The sequence below is a fragment of the Oceanomicrobium pacificus genome (genome assembly GCF_009833495.1).
Taxonomy (GTDB): Bacteria; Pseudomonadota; Alphaproteobacteria; order Rhodobacterales; family Rhodobacteraceae; genus Oceanomicrobium; species Oceanomicrobium pacificus.
In genome coordinates, this window is the sequence record NZ_WUWG01000006.1 from 125,959 (window position 1) to 147,437 (window position 21,479).

Sequence of the window (21,479 nt, forward strand, 5' to 3'; positions counted from 1 at the left end):
GAGATGAGTAGTTTGTATTCAGAAGATTGGAATGGGGCCTACGGGGCGCGCCACAGGGCCGAACCGGGTGTCATTCTGGCTTGGGTCGTCGTGGCGGCTGCAGCCGTCGTGGCGACCTATGTTGTCAGCCAGTTCGATCTGTCCGGCGGGTTCTCGCTGGCGGGTCTGATCGGCTGACGCACCTTGCGCCTGCCTGATGGGGGTCGGGCAGGCGCGAGTGTCGCTTCAGGGAAAATTCGAAACGGCCGTCAGGCGGGCGTGAATGTCAGCGCCACGCCGTTGATGCAGTGCCGCTTGCCGGTCGGCTGCGGCCCGTCATCGAACACATGGCCCAGATGCCCGCCGCAGCGGCGGCAATGGCATTCCGTGCGCACCACAAGGAGCTTGCGGTCGGGCCGCGTCCCGATGGCATTGTCGAGCGGCGCATAGAAGCTCGGCCAGCCGGTGCCACTGTCATATTTCGTGCGGCTCGGATAGAGCGGCAGGCCGCAGCCGGCGCAATCGTATGTGCCGGCGCGGGCCTCGTTCAGGAGCGGGCTGGTGAAGGGGCGCTCGGTCTTCTCGCGTCGCAGCACGTTGAACTGGGCCTTGGTGAGCCGTGCGCGCCATTCCTCCTCGGACAGGCTGATCTCGAAATTGCCGGTATTGGCGGCCTCGGTCCTGCCGGTGCGGAGGACGGGCAAGAGGGCCGCGGTTCCAAAAAGCGCGCCGGCGCGCAGAAACTGGCGTCTGGTGGTCATGTGCGATCTTTCCTTCAGGTCTTTGACCTTATGTAGCCGCACGTCCGGCACAGTGCACCTGACGCTGTGTCACAAACCGGTCACTCCCTGAAACAGTCGGCCATGCGGGCAATCGTCAGCGCCGCCCGTAATAGAGCCCGACCACATGTTCGGCTTCGGCATAAAAGAGCCAGCGGGCGGCCATGGTGCCCAGCAGATGCGCCAGCACGAAGAGCAGGGCCAGTGCATGGCCGGTGGGCAGGACCAGCATCCCGAGGCCCGGCACAAGGCCGATACCGAGGATCGCGATCAGGCGCAGCGCGCGCGACCGGCGCCGCGCGACCCTGTAGGCCATTTCATCCAGCAGGTAATTCGTGCCGGTTTGCGGCGGCTCCAGCGGCCGCACCACCCCGCGATCGCCAAGCCCGGTGGCCGTGCCGAGCGACGTGCCCGCCCGCGCGAACGCTCCGTCACCGCGCCACCAGGCCAGGATCTGCAGCCCTGTGAGGAGCAGCAGCAGCGGTCCGGCCATCCGTACCTGACCGGCGAGCAGTGCGCCGCCGCCCAGCGCATAGCCGAGAAACAGGAGCGGCACGAAGGCCGAGTGCCAGCGCGGCACGCCTTTCATCTGCGCATAGATCATCGCGGTGCAATAGACGGTGGCGAGCGCAAGGCCGCCGCAGACCAGCCCCAGCGGGCGGAACCGCATGTCGAACCAGACCCAGAGGAGCGTGTAGAGCGCGAACATGGTCAGCGTGACGACGGCCAGCACACCTTCTCGGCTCAGCCAGGAAGACCGCCATTGCGTCAGCGCCTTCATAAACCGTTGCGGATTGCCGAGGTGGAAGAGCGACGACAGGAGCCCCGCCGTCGCCAGCCCCATAGCGATGGTCGCAAAGGTCAGCGCGACCCAGCCGGTGGCGTCAGGCAGGCCGAGACCGAGCCAGAATATGAGGCCGAAACCGAGACCGGAGAGCGTGGTGAAGGCGATAAGGGACGGGGCGGGATGCATGTCAGAGCTTCTCCAGCGTGCGGTCGAGCCAGCCGAGGAACCCGCCCGGCTGCGCCTCCACGGGGGCCAGCAGGGGCCCGAGCACATCCATTTCGGGCAGCGCGTCGCGGTCGCGTGGCGGCAGATACTTGTTCACGGGCCGGGTGCCCTGTTCGGGCATCAGGTCCATGCCGCCGCGCGCCTCGACCAGCTGGAAGACGCTGCTTTCAGGGTCCGACAGGTCGCCAAAATGGCGCGCGCCCGCGGGGCAGGTCCGCACGCAGGAGGGCACCCGGTCTTCCTCGGGCAGCGTGTCGTTGTAGATCCGGTCCACGCAGAGCGTGCATTTCTTCATCACGCCCGCCGCACGGTCCATTTCCCGCGCGCCGTAGGGGCAGGCCCAGGCGCACAAGCCGCAGCCGATACAGTCGCTTTCATTGACGAGCACGATCCCGTCCTCGACCCGTTTGTAGCTCGCGCCCGTGGGGCAGACGGTCACGCAGGGCGCGTCCGAGCAGTGGAGGCAGGATTTCGGGAAATGCACGACCATGGCGGGGGCATCCGCGGGCGTGACCTCGTAGCTGTGGACGCGGTTCAGGAAGGTGCCCGAAGGCGCCGCGCCATAGGCATCCTGATCGGAGAGCGGTGCGCCATAGGCGCCGGTGTTCCATTCCTTGCAGGCGACCACGCAGGCATGGCAGCCGACGCAGGTGTCGAGGTCGATGACAAGGCCGAGCGACCGGTCGGTGCTGTCGGGCAGGGTCGTCATGTCCACTCCTTGCCATAGGCAATGTCTTTGGGCGCCGGATCGACGGGCGAGGCCTGCGCCGCGGCAGCCGGGCGACTGCGGCCGTCGGCAGGCGGCTCTGCGCGGGCGATCCGCACCCGCAGGTCATACCATGCCGCCTGTCCGGTGATCGGGTCGGAATTGGACCAGCGCAACCCGTCGCCCTTCGGCGGCAGTAATTCATGGATCAGGTGGTTGAGGAGGAACCCGCGCGTCGCTTCCGGCGCGTCCTTGTCGAGCGCCCAGGCTCCGGGCCGCTTGCCGATCGCGTTCCACGTCCAGACGGTGCGCGGGTTCTGCGCTTCCATCAGCGCGACCGGCACGGTGATTTCCCCATGGTGGGAGGTCAGCACGGCCCAGTCGCCTTCGGCAAACCCGTGCTCGCGCCAGATATCGCCTGACACAAACAGCGGGTTCTGGCCATGGATCTGCCGCAGCCATGCATTTTGCGAGCCCCAGCTGTGATACATGGCGGCCGGACGCTGGGTGACCGCGTGAAGCGGGAAGGCATCCTCGTCGATGCGGCTGCCCTCGCCGGGCGGATACCAGCTTGGAAACGGCGTGAAACAGTCGCCGATCTGCTGGCGCAGATGGTCGGGCGGCTGGTTTCGCCCGTGGCCTTCGGCGGCCAGCTGGAACTTGCGCAGCGGTTCCAGATAGAGGTGGAACACATAGGGCGCCGGCGCGTCGATGATCCCGAGATCGACCGCCCAGTCCTGATAGGCGCGGTTCCACGGCTTGAAGAAGGCGGCCTCTTCGGGGATGTGATGCATCCAGAAGCCGCCATTCTCGATATAGCGGTCGATCTGGTCGGGATTGGGCGCGCCGCGGCCGATGCCCGTGCCATCCGCGCCGCGGAAGCCGGCCAGCGGGCCGATGCCCGGGCGGCGCTGGTGGTTGGTGATATAGTCGGCATAGTCCGCATAAAGCGGCGCGCCGTCCCCGTCGACGAAGCCCGGCAGGCCAAGCTTCGCGGCAAGCTGGATCAGCACCGTCTGAAAGCCGCGCACGTCGCGGTCCGGCTCGACCACCGGCCAGCGGATGCTGTCGGCGGCCGCATCCGGCTCGCAGATCGGCCGGTCGAGAAGCGAGATGCAATCGTGCCGCTCCAGATAGGTCGTGTCGGGCAGGATCAGGTCGGCATAGGCGACCATCTCGGACGAATAGCTGTCCGCATAGATGATATGCGGGATCTTGTAGCTGCCATCCTCGCGCGTGTCGGTGAGCATATCGGCCACGCCGGAAGTGTTCATTGACGAGTTCCACGCCATGTTGGCCATGTACATGAAGAGCGTGTCGATCTCGTACGGGTCGCCGGCATGGGCGTTGGAAATCACCATATGCATCAGCCCGTGGGCTGACAGGGGGTTGTCCCAGGTGAAAGCCTTGTCGATCCGCTTGGCGCGACCCTCGGCGCAGATCTGCAGGTCTTCCGGCCCGCGCGGAAAACCCAGATGCGGCCCGTTGAGCGGCCCGCCCGGCTGGGTGGCGCTGTGCGGGGTGGGGTGCAGATCGACGGGCTTGGGATAGGGCGGCTTGAACCGGTAGCCGCCGGGCACCTCGAGCGAGCCGAGCAGGATCTGCAGCACGTGGATCGCGCGGCAGGTCTGGAACCCGTTGGAATGGGCCGAGATGCCGCGCATCGCATGGAAGGTCACCGGACGGCCGGTCATCGTCTCGTGCCGCACGCCACGGAAATCGGTCCACGGAATGTCGAGGGTGATTTCCTCCTCGAAGGCCACGCGCGCCAGTTCGGCGGCAATGGCGCGGATGCGTTCGGCCGGGATGCCGCAGGCTTCCGCAACGGCGTCCGGTGCGTTCCTGGCGTCCAGATACTGGTCGGCCATCAGCTCAAAGACGGGTCGCGCGCGGCGGCCGTCCACCTCGACCGCGCCGTGGAGCGCGGGCTTCACGCCGGGCGCGTCGAACGGTTTCGCGGTCCCCGTGGTGCGGTCCCAGACCAGTGCCTTGCCGTCTGCGCCGCGCAGGAACAGCCCATGCCGGTCGGTGCCCGGCGCGTCCTCCACCAGAAAGGGGGCGTCCGTATAGCGGATCAGATAGTCCAGATCGACGCGGCCGGCCTTCAGGAGTTCATGGATGAGCGCCAGCACGAAGAGCCCGTCCGTGCCCGGCGTGATGCCGACCCAATGATCGGCCACGGCATTGTAGCCGGTGCGCACCGGATTGACGCCGATCACCCGCGCGCCGCGGGCCTTCAGTTTGCCCAGTCCCGCCTTGATCGGGTTGCTGTCATGATCTTCGGCCACGCCGAAAATCATCAGGAGCTTGGTGCGGTCCCAGTCGGGCGAGCCAAACTCCCAGAAGGCGCCGCCCATCGTGTAGATGCCTGCTGCGGCCATGTTGACCGAGCAGAAACCGCCATGGGCGGCATAGTTCGGTGTGCCGAATTGCTGCGCCCACCAGGAGGTAAGCGACTGGCTCTGATCACGGCCGGTGAAGAAGGCGAGCTTTTCTGGGGCGGTCTCCCGGATCGGGGCGAGCCAGCCGGTGGCGATCTCGAACGCCTCGTCCCAGCTGATCGTCTCGAATTCGCCGGAGCCGCGCGGCCCGACACGTTTCATCGGGGCCGACAGGCGCGCGGGGGACACATGCTGCATGATGCCGGCCGAGCCCTTGGCGCAGAGCACGCCGCGGTTGACCGGATGGTCGCGATTGCCCTCGATATATTTGACCTTGCCGTCCTTCAGGTGGACGTTGATGCCACAGCGGCAGGCGCACATGTAGCAGGTGGTCTGCCGCATCTCGTCCCCGATCGGTTCCGACAGGGCGAGTTCGGGGCGCGGTGTCGATGGCATGTCGAGGGATGTCCCGGCAGTTTCAAAGGTTCTTGTATAAGAACGAAACCGCCGGGAATTGGCAATATGTGAAAGGCTGTTCTATTCCCGCGTCACGCAAGGGCGATTGTTCCTGAAATTACCTCAACGTCGGAACAATTTCCCGGAGGCGATCAGAGGCTGACGACTGGATCTTCCAGTCCGGCCACCGCGATGGGCAGCGAGAAGACCGCGCCGGCTTCGGTCGGGCCGCGCTCGACCTCGGGCAGACCCTGCCATGCGGAGGTAACAAAAAGCGTGCGCAGATCATCGCCGCCGAAGGCCGGACAGGTGGTCTGGGCTGCCGGCAGCTTTTCGGTCCGGAGCACCTTGCCTTCGGGTGACAGGCGCATCACCTGCGATGCGCCCCAGCACGCCACCCATATCGCGCCTTCGCTGTCGACAACCGCACCGTCGAGACCGAAATCCGCCCCGCGCTTGTCGAGCAGCGGCTGCGGCGCGCCGACCGGCCATCCGTCCGCGTCCAGCGACCAGGCATAGAGGATATTCTCTGCCGTATCGGTGAAATAAGCGGTGCCGCCATCAGGCGCGAAACAGATCGCGTTGGAAATGGTGATGCCGGGGCGCAGTTTGCGCAGCGTGCCGCGATGGTAGCGGTAGATCGCACCCGCACCCGGTTCGGCGTTGAAGCCCATTGTCCCGATCCAGAAGCCCCCGCGCCGGTCGGCCCGCCCGTCATTGGAGCGGGTGACCGGATTGTCGGCTTCCAGATCGCAGACGGGCGTTTGCCCGCCGCTCTCCAGATCGAGCGCGAAAAGCCCGCGTTCCGAGGCGACAAGGAACCGCCCGTCATCGAGCCGCGCGGCGGCCGAACAATGGAGATCGAATTGAAAGTGCCGCGGGTCGCTGCCGTCGAACCGGCGGCTATGCAACTGCTTTTGCAGGATATCGAACCAGAAGAGCCGTCCGTCATGGACCAGCGGTCCTTCGCCCAGCCTGCACCGTTCGGGTCCGAAAATCTGCACTGTCATTCCTGCCTCCTCAATCCGTTGTGCCGATCTATGTCCGCTGGTCCGCACGTGATCAAGCATGCGGTGAAATAAAAATTTGATCAAAAACGCAGATTGAAATTGAACATCGCCCAGAATTTGGTTGAATGCGTCTGCGTCCGGCAGGACCGGACTCAGAAAAAATACGACCCGACAGGAGCCAAGGAATGAAACACTCTGTTGCGCTAGCGACCGCGATCGTCAGCCTCGCAACGGCCGTTTCGGCACAGGACAATGTGCTGAACGTCTACAACTGGTCCGACTATATCGCCGAGGACACGATCGAGAAGTTCGAGGCGGAGACCGGCATCAAGGTCAATTACGACGTGTTCGACAGCAACGAGGTGCTGGAAGCCAAGATGCTGGCCGGCAATTCCGGCTATGACATCGTCGTGCCGACCTCCGACTTCCTGCAGCGCCAGATCGCGGCAGGCGTCTATCAGAAGCTCGACAAGTCGAAGCTGCCGAACCTGTCCAACATGGACGCGGCGCTGATGGAAAACGCCGCTGCATATGATGCTGGCAACGAACATGCCGTCATCTACATGTGGGGCACGACTGGTATCGGCTACAATGCCGGCATGGTGGCCGAGCGGCTCGGCGACGATGCGCCGACCGACAGCTGGGCGCTGATCTTCGAGGAAGAGAATGCAGCCAAGCTGGCCGATTGCGGCATCTCGATGCTCGACGCGCCGACCGAAATGCTGCCCGCGGCGATGAACTATCTCGGCCTCGACCCGCAGTCGACCAACAAGGAAGATTTCGAGGCCGGTGCCGCGCTGCTGGAAAAAGTGCGCCCGCATGTGCGCTACTTCCATTCCTCGCAGTATATTTCCGACCTCGCCAATGGCGAGATCTGCGTGGCTGTCGGCTGGTCCGGCGATGTCTTCCAGGCCCAGGCCCGTGCCGACGAAGCGGAGAATGGCGTCGAGGTGGTCTACGAGATCCCCAAAGAAGGCGCCCTGCAGTGGTTCGACATGATGGCCATTCCGGCCGACGCGCCGAATCCCGAGGCCGCGCACCAGTTCATCAACTTCGTGATGGACGCGCAGATCACCGCCGACATCACCAACTATGTCTGGTACGCGAATGCCAACGAGGCCTCGATGCCGCTGGTCGACGAGGAAATCACCTCCGACACGGGCATCTTCCCCTCCGAGGAAGCCAAATCGCGTCTCTGGGCGGCCAAGGTCTATGACGCCAAGACCGACCGCGTCGTGACCCGCCTCTGGACCAAGGTGAAAACCGGCCAGTAAGGCTCGATTCCGGCTGCCCGTGACGCGCGGGCGGCCCCTGATACCGGCCCGCGGCGCAGACTGTGCCGCGGGCCTTTCCAGAAGAGGGCCGGATGTTTGCCGCGCCCGTCCCCCCGGCAGGGCCGCTGGATCACCGGCGGCACAGGCGTCAGAGCCTGGATACGGGTGGGGCATCCCGACCGGACCCACTCATGTCCGAAAAAAACCAAGAAGGATATCCCATGGTCAGCCCGACCGATTTCATCGCCCGTCTCCCGCAGCCCTTGCAGGAGTGGCTCGATGGCCAACGTATCGAAGAAGTGGAATGCGTGATCGCCGACATTCCCGGCATCTCGCGCGGCAAGGCGATGCCGAGCGCGAAATTCGCCAAGGGCGACCGCACCTTCCTGCCCAAGTCGATCTTCTATCAGAGCATCGCGGGCGACTATGTGGACATGGATATCGCCAACCAGTGGACCGAATCGGACATGGTGCTCGTGCCCGACTATGACGCGGCCACGGCCATGCCATGGGCGGGCGACATCACGATCCAGGTCATCCACGATATTGTTGACCTCGAAGGCCGGCCGGTGGAGCTTGCCCCGCGCAACGTGCTGCGCAAGGTGCTCGATCTCTACAAGGCGGAAGGCTGGGCGCCGGTTGTCGCGCCGGAGATGGAATTCTACCTCACCAAGCCCAATCTCGACCCGAACCAGCCGATCGAGCCGCCGATGGGCCGGACCGGACGACGCGTTGTGTCGCGGCAGGCCTATTCGATGATGGCGGTCGACGAATATGGACCGGTGATCGACGATATTTACGATTTCGCCGAAGCGCAGGGGATCGAGATCGACACGATCATTCAGGAAGGCGGCGCCGGGCAGATCGAGATCAACTTCCTGCATGGCGATCCGCTGAAGCTCGCCGATCAGGTCTTCGTCTTCAAACGCACCATCCGCGAGGCCGCGCTGCGTCATGGCTGTTTCGCGACCTTCATGGCCAAGCCGATGGCCGACGAGCCGGGCAGCGCCATGCATATCCACCAGTCGGTCACCGATCTGGAGACCGGTGCCAACCTGTTCAACGGACCCGATGACGAGCCAACGGACCTGTTCTACGGGTTCCTCGCCGGCCAGCAGAACCATCTGGCGACGGTCATCTGCATGCTGGCGCCTTATGTGAACAGCTACCGCCGGTTTGTGGCCAGCGGCTCGGCACCGATCAACCTCGAATGGGGCAGCGACAACCGCACCACGGGCCTGCGCATCCCGATTGCCAACCCCGCTGCCCGCCGGGTGGAAAACCGGGTGATTGGCATGGATGCCAACCCCTACATTGCGATCGCTGCAAGCCTTGCCTGCGGCTATGTCGGGATGAAAAACGGCGAGACGCCGCGCCCGTCGATCGACGGCGAGGCCTATGACATGCCGCGCGCATTGCCGCGCGACCTGCTCGAAGGGATCGAGCTTTTCGACCAGTTCCCGGCGATCAAGGAAATCCTCGGACAGGAGTTCTGCTCGGTCTATATCGCGACCAAGAAGCAGGAGGTGGAGGAGTTCATGAAGGTGATCTCGCCCTGGGAGCGGGAGCATCTTCTGCTCAACGTCTGACGCAAACGTGTAGCGAAAACGTGTCGCTCCGGCCCGCATCTGCAGGGATGCGGGCAATCCCCCTTTGACCCGATGCGCGAAGGCGCTAGGGTTGCGTGATCCCAAGGGGCAAAGGGGAAGACATGGGGCAGGCTGTCGGTTCTGGCTATCGTGGAATACCCCGCACGGGGTGGCGCGGCGCGGCGCTCCGGTTTCTGGTCCTTTTCAGCCTGCTTGCACCGCAACCCGCTGCAGCGATTGAGATTTTCGGCCTGAAGATCTTTGAGGGCGACGAGGTCGAATCCGAGATCGAGAACCCCGTCACCTACACCACCACCTTCCGTTTCCGCGGCCCGTCGGGGCGCAAGGATGATGTGATCGAGGGCCGGGTGCGGGATGCATCGCGCCTCATCGGGGATGAGGGTGACGCCGTTCCGGGAACGACCGGCCTGCTTGCCAAGGCCAATAACGATTACACCAATATCCTCGCCACGCTCTACCGGCGCGCCTATTACAACGGCGTCATCTCCATCCGTATCAACGGGCAGGAGGCCGCCGATATCTCCCCCTTGCAGCGGATGCCGTCGAAGGTCAGCATCGTGATCGACGTGCAGTCGGGAGAGACCTTCCGTTTCGGCACCGCGCGCGTCATCAACCCCGCACCCACGCGGGTGACGCCGGATGATGAGGTGGAGAAGCCCGAGGAGCTTGATTTCCGTCCCGGCGCCCGCGCCTATTCGGACATCATCCCGGCGGTCGGGGCCTATAATGTGGAACTGTGGCGCCAGCAGGGGCACGCCAAGGCCGAAGTGGTGGAGGAAGAGGTGCTCGCCTTCCATCCGGAGGAACGGCTCGACGTGACGATCGGCATCCAGCCGGGGCCGCGCATGGTCTTCGGTCCAGTAACCAGTTCGGGCACGACGCGCGTCGACCGGGACTTCATCATCTACATGGCAGGCCTCGAACCGGGGGAGGAGTTCGATCCTGACCTGATCAAGCGGGCGAGTGACCGGCTGAGCCGGCTCGGGGTGTTCAGCGCCGTGCAGATTCAGGAACCCGACACGAACAGCAACGTCCAGCCGATCAACATCGAGGTCGAGGACCGCAAACCGCGCCGGATCGGCTTCGGTGGTTCTGTCTCGTCCATCGACGGGATCGGGCTGGAGGCCTACTGGCTCCATCGCAACCTGTTCGGGCGGGCGGAGCGGCTGCGCTTCGACTTCATCATCAAGGACCTGAAGGCCGAGGACCTGCAGCTGGAAGAGGGGCTCGGCACCTTCAGCTACCTGTTCCAGGGCACATTCACCAAGCCCGGCATCATCAACCCTGACACCGATCTGGAACTGATCGCCCGCGCCCAGCAGGAAGATCTGGAAAACTATCGCGAGCGGTCCGTCGAGTTCAGTGCGGGCCTCAACTATGTGCGCGACGAACGCGTCCGCGGGCGGCTGTCGGTCTTCGGCAACCGGGCGCGGTTCGAGGATGATCTGGGCACGCGCGACTTCTCCACCTTCGGGCTGATCGGCGGGCTGACGCTCGACGAACGTGACGATTTCCAAGACCCGAGGGAGGGCTATTTCATCGATGTCGAGGCCAAGCCGTTCTACGAGTTTTCCTTCGACAACCAGTCGGTGCGCACCACGGTGGAGGGGCGCGGCTATTACGGGTTCGGGGAGTCGAAGAACTGGGTTCTGGCGGGCCGGCTGAAGCTGGGCACCGTGCCGGGGGCAAGCCTGGCGGAAACCTCGCCCGACAATCTCTTCTTCGCCGGTGGCGGCGGATCGGTGCGCGGCTATCCGTTCCAGGGGATCGGTGTCGACGTGCCGGGTGTCGGCACGCTCGGCGGCCGGTCGCTGGTCGAGGGATCGGCGGAACTCCGGGTCCGGCGCAACTCGCCCTTCGGGCTGGCAGCCTTTGTCGATGCCGCCCATGTGGGCGCGGACGTCGTTCCGACCTTTGACGAGGATGTCTATTTCGGTGCCGGCGCGGGCGTGCGCTACTTCACCTCCGTCGGCGTGTTGCGGCTCGATCTGGCCGCACCGCTGAACCGGCGGGACGGCGACCCGAAATATGGTGTCTATATCGGCATCGGGCAGGCGTTCTGATGCGGGGGCTTGGGATCATCGCGGCGCTGCTTCTGGGCGTCGGTGTGGCCGTGGCGCAGGGCACGGACGAGGCGGTGGACAGCGTCGAGACGCAAGCCGCCGAACCGGCGGATGAACTGACGCCGGCACAGAGCAATTCGCGCATCGTCCGGTTTCTGGAGGACACGATTTCATCGCCCACGCGGCAGATCCGCCTGCAGGGCGTGGACGGCGTCCTGTCATCCAATGGACGGATCGAGGCGATCACTGTCTCCGATGAACAGGGCGTCTGGCTGCGGATCGACAATATCCTGATGGACTGGAACCGTCTGGCCCTGTTGCGCGGACGGCTCAACATCAACGAGTTTTCCGCCGAGCGGATCACGATGCTGCGCAAACCGCTGCCGGACCCGGATGCGGTACCCGATCCCGAGGCCAAGCCCTTCGCGCTGCCCGACCTGCCCGTGGCCATCAATATCGGGTCCCTGAAAGCCGGCGAGATCGACATTGGCGAACAGGTGATAGGCCGCCCGGCCGCGCTGTCGCTCGACGGGAACCTGACGCTTGCAAACGGCGACCTGAGCACCGACCTCGATATCGTGGAGATGGGCACGGGGTCGGGGCGGCTCGACCTGCGCCTCGACTATGTAGGCGAGAGCCGCGACGTGGACATGGACCTTCTCCTGTCCGAGGGGCCGGATGGGATTCTGGTCAGCCTGCTCGATGTGGAGCGTCGCCCCGCAATCCGGTTGCGGCTTGCCGGTGCCGGACCGCTCGATGATCTCGACCTCGATCTGTCGCTCGATGCGCGGGCCACCCGAGTTGTCGACGGGCTGATCTCGCTGCGCGGTGACGAAAGCGGTCTGTCTTTCGACGCGGATATTCTGGCACAGCTCGAAATGCTGACGCCGCCGGAACTGGATCCGTTCTTCCGTGGCCGCACGGCGCTGTCGACCGCCGGTGTGCTGCCCACGGGCGGTGGGATCATCCTGACCGAGGCCGATCTGCGGACCGCCGCCATGACCCTGTCCGCAGCGCTTGCCACGTCGCCGGACTGGTTTCCCGAACAGATCGCCCTGTCGGCGGATATCTCGCAGGGCAACGGCCAGCCCGTGGTCCTGCCCTTCGCCAATGGCGCATCGGTGGCCGATATCACGCTGGAAGCAGCGCTCGGATCGGCGGACGGGCCAGGCTGGGAGGCGGCGCTGACCGTGACCGACCTGCGCTCGGAGGCGGTCTCGATCGGGGCGGCCGAACTGGTCGGGTTCGGGGAGGCCGAGAACCTCTCCTCACCCGGCACGCGGGCGCTCAGTTTCGATGTCGAGGGCCGGGTCGACGGGATCGACACCGGATCGGTCGCGATCAACGAGACCGTGTCGGAGGGTATCGACCTGATCGCTCGCGGCAGATGGGCCTCGGGCGCGCCGGTCGTCTTCAGCGAGGCGCAACTGCTCGGCGCGGGGTCGGTAATTGCCCTTGCGGGCGAGATGTTCGAGGGGCTCTTCACCGGAGCGCTGCAGGCGCGTGTGCCGGATATGGAGACGCTCGCACCGCTGACCGGAATGGCGCTCGACGGGGCGCTCGATCTGGGCCTGTCGGGCACCGTGACACCGCTTTCGGGCGCCTTCGATCTGGCGCTCGACGGTACGGGCTCCAACCTCGCAACCGGCATCGCGCAGGCTGATGCGGTGCTGGCAGGCGAAACCAAGCTTTCCGGTCAGGCGGTACGGGACGAAACCGGGCTGCGCATCGACGGCCTGACGCTGGAGAACCCGCAACTGACGGCCAACGGCGAAGCAGCGCTGGCATCAACCGGCATTTCCGCCACGCTTGACGCGGGTCTGAGCGATCTGGCTCTGGTGGCCGGAACGGCCGTGACCGGGGCTGCGGATCTCTCGATTGATTTGGCCGGGTCAGAGGGGCCGAAACCGCTGGCCGTGCAGGTGCTGGTGACCGAGGGCACGGTTGTCGGGCAACCGCTCAGCGCGCTCAAGCTCGATTTCGAGGGAACGCTCGACGGTGCCGCACTGGCGGGCGACATTTCCGGCGACGCGGCGCTGGCCGGAGAGGCCGTGACCCTTGCCGCCGCGCTTGACACGGATGGTGTCATCTCGCTCGACGGGCTCGACCTGCGGGTCGCCGATGCCGCACTGGCCGGCGATCTGGTCTATTCCGAAGGTCCGGCGATTCAGTCTACGCTGGCGCTTGCCGTGCCGGACCTGGCCAATCTCGGCCGGATGGTCGGGATCGATCTGGCCGGCCAGATGAACGGCAAGCTCACCCTGTCCCCCGAGCCGTCGGGGCAGGCGGCCACGCTCGATGCCGATCTGGCCGAGATCGAGGCGTTCGGGGTGACCGTGGCCGTGGCCACGGCCGACATCACGGCGACGGACCTGTTCGGCGCGCTCGTCCTGCAGGGGCAGATCGATGCGCAAACCATCGGCGTTGCGGGGCAGGTGATCCCGTCCGTGTCGGTCGATGCGACCGGGCAGGGCGGGGCGACGCGGCTCGTGGTCGATGCCGCGCTCATGCAGGGCCTGCAGCTTGATACGGTGGCCGATGTGGCGCTGACCGAGCCGGGCGTGACCGTCGATCTGCAATCGCTCACCGTCGCCAAGGGCGAGCCGCTTCTGTCGCTGACGGCGCCGACGCGGCTTTCCATGTCGGGCGGGACCATTTCGTTGGACGAGGCGCGGTTTCTGGCGGGCGAGGGCCGGCTGGCGCTGGAGGCCGAGCTCGGCCCCGAGATCGACGCAACCGCGCGGCTCGATGCGGTTCCCGTCGCGTTGGTCAATCCGTTCGTGCCCAATCTCGGGGCGAGCGGCTTCGTTTCGGGAACAGTGGCGGTCGGCGGTCCACGGGATGCACCAGAGGCCACCCTCGACCTGACCGGCGATGATATCGGGCTGGCGGCAGCAGCCGCAGCGGGAACCGTGGATGTGGCGCTGACCGGCACCGCATCGACCGAGCAAGTCGCCGTGACGGCCAATGTCGGCTCGGACGAGGGGCTGGCGCTCGACGCGGATGTGACCTTCGCGCCGAAGACCGGCGACCTGTCCGGTTCGGCCCAGATCGCGGCTTTCCCCGTCGCTTATGCCAACGCTTTCGTGCCGGGGCAGGGGTTTGGCGGAACCGTGAGCGGATCGGCCACGCTGGGCGGCACCCTGACCGACCCGCAGGCCGAATTTGACCTGACAGCCAGCGGCGTCAGCACGGCGCAATTCCGCGAAATCGGAATCAGCGGGCTGGAAGCATCGGCAAGCGGTAGTTTCGCGGGGCAGACACTGACCGTGGCCGCCCTCGACCTGCGCGGCGCCAACGGGCTGACCGGGTCGGCGTCGGGAACCGTGCCGCTCGACGGCAGCCCGCTTGACCTGACCGCCACCGCGCAGGTGCCGGCCATCATTGCAACCGCCGTGATGGGGGCGGGTGCGCCCCGGTTCGGCGGGACGATTTCGGCCGACCTGTCGGTCGGCGGGGCGCTCACTGCGCCGAGCCTCAACGGCTCTGTGTCGACCGGCAACCTGACGGTTTTCGATCCGACCACCAATGTGGAGATATCACCGCTGACGGCCCAGATTTCGATCAACAACGGCACCGCCACGATCAATCAGGCGCAGGCACGGCTCACAGCGGGTGGCACGATCGATATCGGCGGTTCGGTCGGCCTGACGTCGCCCGGCATTCCTACCGACCTGACGGTGCGGTTCAATCAGGCCACCTATTCGGACGGGCAGTTCCTGACGACCGAGGTGGACGGCCAGATCACCGTCACCGGCGCCCTGACATCCGGTCCGCTGATTGCCGGCACGATCAATGTGAATGAGGCGGAGATCGCGCTGGCGAACCTGCCGCCCGGCTCCGATACGCTGCTGAAAGTCCAGCATATCCGCCCCTCCCGTCCGGTGGACGAGACATTGCGCCGCGCGCTTGGGGACGATTATGACCGGCCGGATGAGGGCGGCGGCGGCGTTCCCATCGCGTTCGACCTGACCGTCAACGCACCGGCGCGCGTGTTCGTCCGCGGGCTCGGGCTCGATGCGGAACTCGGTGGCCAGATGAGCTTGCAGGGCACCACGGCGGCGCCGGTGACGATCGGGTCGGTCCAGCTGATCCGCGGGCGCTTCACCTTTGGCGGCCAGCGCATAGACCTGATCGAGGGCGAGGTCCGGCTGATCGGTGATCTGGACCCGGAAATCCGCTTCGTTGCCGGCAACCGGGGCGACAATGTGGATGCGTTCGTCAATGTGACGGGCCGCGCCTCCGCGCCCGAAATCACTTTCACCTCCAGCCCGCCGCTGCCGCAGGACGAGATCCTTGCCCAGCTTCTGTTCGGGCGTTCGGTCAACGAACTGACCACCTTCCAGGTTGCGTCCATCGCGGCTTCGGCAGCCTCCATCGGGCGGGGCGGGGGCGGCGGCCTGACGGGCGGCCTGCGCGATGCGACGGGTCTCGACGATCTGGAACTGGTCACCGATGACGAGGGCAAGGCCGCGGTGCGCGGCGGCACCTATATCAACGACAATATCTATCTGGAGATCGAGGCCGGGTCGGAGGGCCGCACGGAGGCGATCATCAACCTCGACATCACGCGCAGCATCCGGGCACGCGGCACGGTGGACAATCGCGGCGACAGTTCGATCGGCCTGTTCTTCGAGCGCGACTATTAAGACGTAGCGCGCAGGCGGGTGCTCAGGTGCCCGCCGCCACGACCTCCTGCTCGATCGCACCGAAAATGGACTGGCCGTCCGCATCCTTCATCTCGATCCGCACCCGGTCGCCAGTTGCGAGGAAGGGCGTACTGGCCGCGCCGTGGCGAAGCAGTTCGACGACGCGCTGTTCGGCGATGCAACTGTAGCCGCGCCCGCCCTCGGCCAGGGGCAGGCCCGGATCGTCGGCGCCGCCCGGCCCGGTGTTGGAGACGGTGCCCGACCCGATGATGGTGCCCGCCCCGAGCGCCCGCGTCCGTGCGGCATGGGCAATGAGCGTGCCGAAATCGAAGATCATGTCTTCCCCGGCCTCCGCCCGCCCGAGCGGAGCATCATTCAGGTCGACATGGAGCGGCAGGTGCAGCCGCCCGTCGCGCCATGCCGCGCCGAGCGCGTCCGGTGTCACCGCGACCGGAGAGAAGGCCGACGCCGGTTTCGACTGGAAGAAACCGAACCCCTTGGCCAGTTCGTCGGGGATGAGCGCCCGCAAGGAGACGTCATTGCAGAGCATGACGAGCCGGATCAGACCGCGCGCATCCTCGGCGCTGCAACCCATCGGCACATCTCCGGTGATGACGGCAATCTCGCCCTCGCAGTCCAGATCACAGTCCGGTTCGGGCTGCGGGATCGGGTCGCGTGGTCCGAGGAATCCGTCCGAGCCGCCCTGATAGAGGAGCGGGTCGGTCCAGAACCGTTCCGGCATCTCGGCGCCGCGGGCGCGGCGCACAAGTGCGACGTGATTGACGTAGGCCGACCCGTCCGCCCATTGATAGGCGCGCGGCAGGGGGGCGCGGGCGAGCCGTTCGTGAAACCGCTCCAGCGGCTGGCTGCCGCTTTCCACACCGGCGGCGACGGCTTCCAGCTTGGGCGCGACATCGTCCCACGCATCGAGCGCGGCTTGCAGCGTGGGCGCGATATGCCCGACGCCGGTACACCATGCGAGGTTGCGCGACACGCAGACCAGCCGCCCGTCGCGGCTGCCATCATCGAGCGTTGCCAGTTTCATGGACGATCCTTCCCCGTTTGGCGCGGATGCGCCTGTTTTCTTTCGGACCATCTCACCACGGATCGGGCGTTCCATCGAATCGTTTCTTTAGGCCGGTCCAGCAATCGAGATAGCGGTCCTGTAACGGCGCCTCTCCGGCCGCAAACGGGGTGAGGTGCTGGGGAAAGCGCGTCTCGAACATGAAGGACATCGTGTCGGTCAGCTTGACCGGTTTCAGGTCCTCCGTGCTGGCCTTCTCGAACGCGTCCGTGTCAGGACCATGCGGCAGCATCATATTGTGGAGGCTCATGCCGCCCGGCACGAACCCTTCCGGCTTGGCATCGTAGATGCCATGCACATTGCCCATGAATTCGGACATGATGTTCTTGTGATACCAGGGCGGGCGGAAGGTGTTTTCCGCCGGCAGCCAGCGTTCGGGGAAGATGACGAAGTCGATATTGGCGGTCCCCTCGACGCCCGACGGCGCGGTCAGCACGGTGAAGATCGACGGATCGGGATGGTCGAAGAGGATCGCACCCACGGGCGAGAAACTGCGCAGGTCGTATTTGCAGGGCGCGTAGTTGCCGTGCCAGGCGACGACGTCGAGCGGGCTGTGCGGCAGATCGGTCGCGTGGAACTCGCCGCACCATTTGACGACCAGTTGGCAGGAGCGGTCGACCTCCTCGAACCGGGCCTCGGGCGTGCGGAAGTCACGCGGGTTGGCCAGACAGTTGGCACCGATCGGCCCGCGGCCGGGCAAGGTGAACTTGGCACCGTAATTCTCGCAGATGAACCCGCGGGCCGGCCCGTCCGGCAGGGTGACGCGGAAGACCATGCCGCGCGGCAGGACCGCAATTTCCAGCGGCTCCAGATCGATCCGGCCGAGTTCGGTGTCGATCCGCAACCGGCCCTCCTGCGGCACCAGAAGAAGCTCGCTGTCGGCGGAATAGAAGAACCGGTCCTGCATGTCCGCGGTGGCCAGATAGGCATGGATGGCTAGCCCGACCTGCGTGTTCACATCCCCCGCCGTCGTCATCGTGCGGATCCCGTCGAGGAAATCCTGCGGCGCGTCGGGCAGCGGCAGCGGGTCCCAGCGGAACTGGCCGAGCGACTGGATGTCGGGGTCGATCGCAGGCGCCGTCCGCCAGTAGGGAACGGGAATGCGCGAAAACCGGCCCGTGTGGCGGACCGAGGGTCGGATGCGGTAGCACCATGTCCGCTCGTTCTGGTGGCTCGGCGCGGTAAAGGGCGTGCCGGACAGTTGTTCGGCATAGAGGCCGTAGGCGCAGCGCTGCGGCGAGTTCTGCCCCTCGGGCAGGGCGCCGGGCAGGGCCTCCGTTTCGAAATCATTGCCGAATCCCGGCATGTATCCGGCGGGCGTGGAAGTTGCAGCCATGAGTGCCTCCTTTGCGCGCCGGCAAGCGCCTTGCAAAGCGCTGCCGGATGCGCGTATCGTGGAGCATAAATCATTTCATTGCAAATGAAATGAAGTCAAGGTGCTGATGGGAAAGGATGCGGACCCTATGGACGAACCGCTCGATCTCGACGGGTTTCTGCCCTACCGGCTGGCGGTGCTGGCCGCGCGGACAAGCCGGATGCTGGCCGCCGCCTATCAGGCGCGGTTCGACATCTCGATCCACGAATGGCGGATCATTGCGCATCTGGCGCAGGCCTCACCGGTGACGGTGCGGGATCTCGCGGCGCGGACCGATCTCGACCGGCCGGCCGTCAGCCGGGCGGTCGACCGGCTGCGGCTGCGCGGCTTGGTGGAAAAGGCGCCGGTCAGCACCGACCGCCGGCTGGTCGCCATCGCGCTGACCGGAGAAGGGCAGGCGCTCTATGGCCGCATCGTGCCGCTTGCACGTGCCTTCGAGGCACGGCTCGGGGATGCAGACGCGCAGGCCGCTCTCATGGCAGGGCTCGACGCGCTCGATACGGAACTGGATGCGATGGAGGCCGCCGCGCGAGCGGCCGGAGACCGGAATGCAGATCAGTCGGACGGGGACGGATCATCCGCGAACCAGCCGCAATCGGGCCAGCCATAGCCCCAGCGCCACGGCAGTCCGGTGCAGGGCCCGCCGCCGGCCCGCACGGCCAGATACATGGACCCGGCTGTGAGCGCCATCAAGCGCGTCCAGTCGTCCCGATCCAGCCCGTGGCGCGCGCGCAGGCGGGCGGCTTCGGCATCGTCCCAGCCGGTGACGCAAGCCTCCAGCTGCCGGTCGGCCTGCAGCCGTGCGTCATAGCTGGCATCCGGATCGGGGTCCGACCCGCCTTCGTGATAGGCCCGGTCGTGAATGACACAGCATTCGGCCCAGGGCGGTTTCTGCCCGATATCCTCGGCCAGTGACGGAAACTCGCGGGCGAGCAGTTCCCAGCTGGCCGACATGCCGCCCGAACAGCCGTCCGTCGTGAACGGGGCGAGTGTTGCGCCGGTGCGGGACCGGACCTCGGCCAGATCCTCATGCGCGGGGCGCTCGAACCGGCGATGCAGCCCGCCCATGCGGCCTTCTTCCTCTGCGCTGCGGTCCTGCGCGGGCAGGGCGGCTGGCAGGACGGGCAGGCCGAGCGCCACGCCGATCGAGATGACCCGAGACATGCGCATCTCAGGGCGACGCATCGCGGTAGGCGTTGGGCGGGGCGTCATTTCCAAAGAGCGTCGCCACAAGCAGGAGCAGCCGCTCGGTCGTGGTCAGTTCCGCCCGCTCCGCCAGAACAGACCGCGCGAGGGCCGGTTCGTCGGTAATCAGCCCGTCGACCCCGAAGCCGGTATAGCGGTTCAGATCGAGCGCGCTGTTGACCGTCCAGACGAGAACCGGTTTTCCGGCCGCATGGGCGCGACGGATAAAGCCGGGGCTCGCGATCCCGCTGTTCACGGCCAGAAAATCGGCCTCCAGCCCCGACAGGTCGCCAATGGCGGTGGCCGCGAGCAGGCCGACCTGCCAATCGGGCCGCAGCGCCTTCATCTTCTGCACGCCCTCATATTTGAGCGACATGAGCATGACATGATCGACCATGCCCGCCGCTTCGACAATCTCGGCCACGCGGGCTTCCAGCTGCTGGTCATGGCCGTAATATTTCAACTCGATCAGCACCTTCGCCCGGCCCTTGGCCGCGTCCAGCACATCGCGGAGGAGCGGCACCCGCGCGTCGGCATAGTCCGGGCCGAACCAGCTGCCGATATCGAGCCGGTCGAGATCCGCGCGCGTCGCATCCCAGATCGTGACCGGATCGCCTGACAGTTTCATGAAGTCGCTGTCATGGAAGACGACAATCTCGCCGTCGGCGCTCTCCTGCACGTCGATCTCGACCCAGTCGGCACCGTCCTCGATCGCCTTTTCCACCGCGTCCATCGTGTTCTCGGGCCGTGCGCCTGCTGCCCCGCGATGGGCGATCACCTGCGCGCGATCCTCGATCTCGATCTCCGACAGGAACGCGTGGCCCATCCAGATCGCGCCGCCCACGAGCAGCACCAGTGCCAGCCCGGCGACGCGGAGCGTCAGCTTGGCGCGGCGGGTATCGTCCGGCGTGGCGGCGTGACCGATCACGGGCAGGGCCGCATCCGGCGCGCCGCGTTTGAGAAGATCGACGAGCAGACAGGCGAAGGTGCCCGTGGCCAGCGCCGAGAGGATCAGGTTGCCCGCAAGGAACAAGAGCGAGACAAGGCCGAGGGCGACCGCGAGCGCGCCAAGATCGTGGCGCACCGGTGCAGTGACCAGATGGCCGATGAACGCGGCCACCGCGCCGAGAAGTGCCAGCAATATGGCCCCGGCAATCGCCCAGATGGCGAAGGCCGAAAATGCGGGCCAGCGCTGGCCCTCCATCAGGCGACGGCTTTCCGCAAAACTTTCGGCCGGCGTTGCGAGGCCGAAGAGCGTCAGCGGCAGGGCCAGTGTCCAGGCAAGAAGCTTCCGCACCAGCACGATGGCGCCCAAGGTCAGGATCGGGACGATCAGCGCCACGGCAAGCCAGAAAGCCGGCGGGTGGGCGGTCAGGTAATAGTTGATGTCATAGTCGGTGAGCAGGAAGAGCGCGACGAGGAAAGCGGCGAGCGCGAAGGGCGCGGCCAGCGCCAGCACGCGCAACACCAGCCGGGCGGTGAAGCCGATCAGACGTGGCGCCTGTCCGGCCAGATGGCGCATGGCGGTGACGATCCCGAGCCGGTGATCCTCGCGTCCCGCCTCGTCGGCGAGCATCAGCGCGGCGGTGGCAAGGGCTGCGAAAGCGATGCCGAGGGCCGCGATCACGACCAGTCCGGCGAACCCGACCGGAGAGAGCAGGAAGCGCGCGATATCCTGATCGGCAACCGCAGACTGGCCCGAGAGGCTGATCCCGAACTGAACCAGCGCCCCGAAGAGCGGCCAGAGCAGGATCGTGCCAAGGAGTACGAAGCCCAAATAGATGACGAGCACCTGCCGCCATTCGCCAAGGCAGCGCAGGAAGGCCGCTTTCCACAAGTTCCAGCCTGTATGCATGATGCCTCCGTCCCGCTTCGATCGAAGGCATCGTAACGGGCGGCGCGCGCGCCGCCTATCC

15 protein-coding genes are annotated in these 21,479 nt (G+C 66.0%); 6 read left to right on the forward strand and 9 right to left on the reverse strand.

The window, feature by feature from the left end:
* The first annotated feature begins 3 nt into the window (after positions 1-3).
* Positions 4-177 carry a hypothetical protein gene (locus tag GSH16_RS13655; protein WP_160856046.1) on the forward strand — a complete coding sequence of 58 codons (174 nt, stop codon included), beginning with the start codon at positions 4-6 and terminating at the stop codon, positions 175-177.
* A gap of 71 nt (positions 178-248) precedes the next feature.
* On the opposite strand, the gene msrB is transcribed toward GSH16_RS13655, so the two are convergent.
* From msrB to GSH16_RS13680, 5 genes are all read right to left on the reverse strand, one after another.
* Positions 249-740, reverse strand: a complete 492-nt coding sequence (msrB, locus tag GSH16_RS13660; RefSeq protein WP_160856048.1) for a peptide-methionine (R)-S-oxide reductase MsrB — start codon at positions 738-740, stop codon at positions 249-251.
* Between the two features lie 115 nt (positions 741-855).
* A complete protein-coding gene (locus GSH16_RS13665; protein WP_160856050.1) occupies positions 856-1,731 on the reverse strand; it encodes a dimethyl sulfoxide reductase anchor subunit family protein in 876 nt (291 codons plus the stop codon).
* 1 nt (position 1,732) lies between these two features.
* Positions 1,733-2,479: a 4Fe-4S dicluster domain-containing protein gene (locus GSH16_RS13670; protein ID WP_160856052.1), complete on the reverse strand. Its 747-nt coding sequence runs from the start codon at positions 2,477-2,479 to the stop codon at positions 1,733-1,735.
* On the reverse strand, positions 2,476-5,313 hold the full coding sequence (locus GSH16_RS13675; protein WP_160856054.1) for a molybdopterin oxidoreductase family protein: 2,838 nt from the start codon (positions 5,311-5,313) through the stop codon (positions 2,476-2,478). Before GSH16_RS13675 ends, GSH16_RS13670 begins: the two co-directional genes overlap by 4 nt.
* Before the next feature lie 152 nt (positions 5,314-5,465).
* The gene (locus GSH16_RS13680) at positions 5,466-6,323 is read right to left on the reverse strand and encodes an SMP-30/gluconolactonase/LRE family protein (protein WP_160856056.1); all 858 of its coding nucleotides are present in this window, start codon (positions 6,321-6,323) and stop codon (positions 5,466-5,468) included.
* A 185-nt stretch (positions 6,324-6,508) separates the two neighbouring features.
* Between GSH16_RS13680 and GSH16_RS13685 the strand changes: the two genes are divergently transcribed.
* From GSH16_RS13685 to GSH16_RS13700, 4 genes are all read left to right on the forward strand, one after another.
* Positions 6,509-7,597: a polyamine ABC transporter substrate-binding protein gene (locus GSH16_RS13685; protein WP_160856058.1), complete on the forward strand. Its 1,089-nt coding sequence runs from the start codon at positions 6,509-6,511 to the stop codon at positions 7,595-7,597.
* 221 nt (positions 7,598-7,818) lie between these two features.
* Positions 7,819-9,186 (forward strand): glutamine synthetase family protein, encoded by a 1,368-nt coding sequence (locus tag GSH16_RS13690; RefSeq protein ID WP_160856060.1) that lies wholly within the window; start codon positions 7,819-7,821, stop codon positions 9,184-9,186.
* 122 nt (positions 9,187-9,308) lie between these two features.
* The gene (locus tag GSH16_RS13695) at positions 9,309-11,270 is read left to right on the forward strand and encodes an autotransporter assembly complex protein TamA (protein WP_160856062.1); all 1,962 of its coding nucleotides are present in this window, start codon (positions 9,309-9,311) and stop codon (positions 11,268-11,270) included.
* Positions 11,270-15,919, forward strand: coding sequence for a translocation/assembly module TamB domain-containing protein (locus GSH16_RS13700; protein WP_160856064.1), 4,650 nt, complete (start codon positions 11,270-11,272; stop codon positions 15,917-15,919). Before GSH16_RS13695 ends, GSH16_RS13700 begins: the two co-directional genes overlap by 1 nt.
* 22 nt (positions 15,920-15,941) lie before the next feature.
* Here GSH16_RS13700 and GSH16_RS13705 read toward each other — a convergent pair whose 3' ends face one another.
* Complete coding sequence (locus tag GSH16_RS13705; RefSeq protein ID WP_160856066.1) at positions 15,942-16,964, reverse strand: fumarylacetoacetate hydrolase family protein; 1,023 nt, start codon at positions 16,962-16,964, stop codon at positions 15,942-15,944.
* Between the two features lie 52 nt (positions 16,965-17,016).
* Positions 17,017-18,339: a homogentisate 1,2-dioxygenase gene (gene hmgA, locus GSH16_RS13710; protein WP_160856068.1), complete on the reverse strand. Its 1,323-nt coding sequence runs from the start codon at positions 18,337-18,339 to the stop codon at positions 17,017-17,019.
* Positions 18,340-18,466: 127 nt separating this feature from the next.
* Between hmgA and GSH16_RS13715 the strand changes: the two genes are divergently transcribed.
* Positions 18,467-18,988 (forward strand): MarR family winged helix-turn-helix transcriptional regulator, encoded by a 522-nt coding sequence (locus tag GSH16_RS13715; RefSeq protein WP_235913224.1) that lies wholly within the window; start codon positions 18,467-18,469, stop codon positions 18,986-18,988.
* On the opposite strand, the gene GSH16_RS13720 is transcribed toward GSH16_RS13715, so the two are convergent.
* Together GSH16_RS13720 and GSH16_RS13725 are read right to left on the reverse strand one after the other, a co-directional pair.
* Entirely contained in the window at positions 18,934-19,542 is a 609-nt protein-coding gene (locus GSH16_RS13720) for a hypothetical protein (RefSeq protein WP_160856070.1), read from the reverse strand. The genes GSH16_RS13715 and GSH16_RS13720 overlap by 55 nt on opposite strands.
* A 7-nt stretch (positions 19,543-19,549) precedes the next feature.
* On the reverse strand, positions 19,550-21,418 hold the full coding sequence (locus GSH16_RS13725) for a glycerophosphodiester phosphodiesterase (RefSeq protein ID WP_160856072.1): 1,869 nt from the start codon (positions 21,416-21,418) through the stop codon (positions 19,550-19,552).
* Positions 21,419-21,479: the final 61 nt, after the last annotated feature.